Source organism: Enterobacter sp. IF2SW-B1 (assembly GCF_001743375.1).
GTDB classification, from domain to species: domain Bacteria; phylum Pseudomonadota; class Gammaproteobacteria; order Enterobacterales; family Enterobacteriaceae; genus Enterobacter; species Enterobacter bugandensis.
In genome coordinates, this window is sequence record NZ_MJAA01000296.1 from 1 (window position 1) to 409 (window position 409).

Sequence of the window (409 nt, forward strand, 5' to 3'; positions counted from 1 at the left end):
ATCCTGGATGCGGCGGCATTTAACTCCGGAGGATTAGGTCGACCACCAGATGAAGCCGCGCTATGAGCGTAAAGCCGCTGCGGTCCTCGTCGGGGCTTGCTGCCGCAGAGAAAGGTGGGGAGAGCTGAGAGTGGCGGACTCAGGCGATGCCACGGATGAAAGCGGCGGCGAGGTGGGCGAGGTATCCTACTTCCGTCCAAACAGGATGGAGCGTTTGACCCAGACGCCATCTGTCGGTGTTATTTACAGCGAAGAGAGCTAAAACGACTACTACTACGGCGTATACGGCAGCGAGACACGCCGCTCAGGGCTGGATCAAAACACCGCCGGCGACAGCTGGACGCCCTACATTGGTCTGGAAGCTAAATATCAGTAATACCAGAAGCAGTACCTCAACGCCAGCGCAGTC

1 protein-coding gene and 1 pseudogene are annotated in these 409 nt (G+C 57.9%); both read left to right on the plus strand.

Features of this window, described 5'->3' with window-relative positions:
- The first annotated feature begins 130 nt into the window (after nt 1-130).
- Nucleotides 131-262, plus strand: coding sequence for a hypothetical protein (locus A6013_RS27805; protein ID WP_302622512.1), 132 nt, complete (start codon nt 131-133; stop codon nt 260-262).
- A gap of 12 nt (nt 263-274) precedes the next feature.
- A pseudogene (locus A6013_RS29155) lies at nt 275-376 on the plus strand (MipA/OmpV family protein); the annotation flags it as partial.
- Nucleotides 377-409 lie beyond the last annotated feature (33 nt).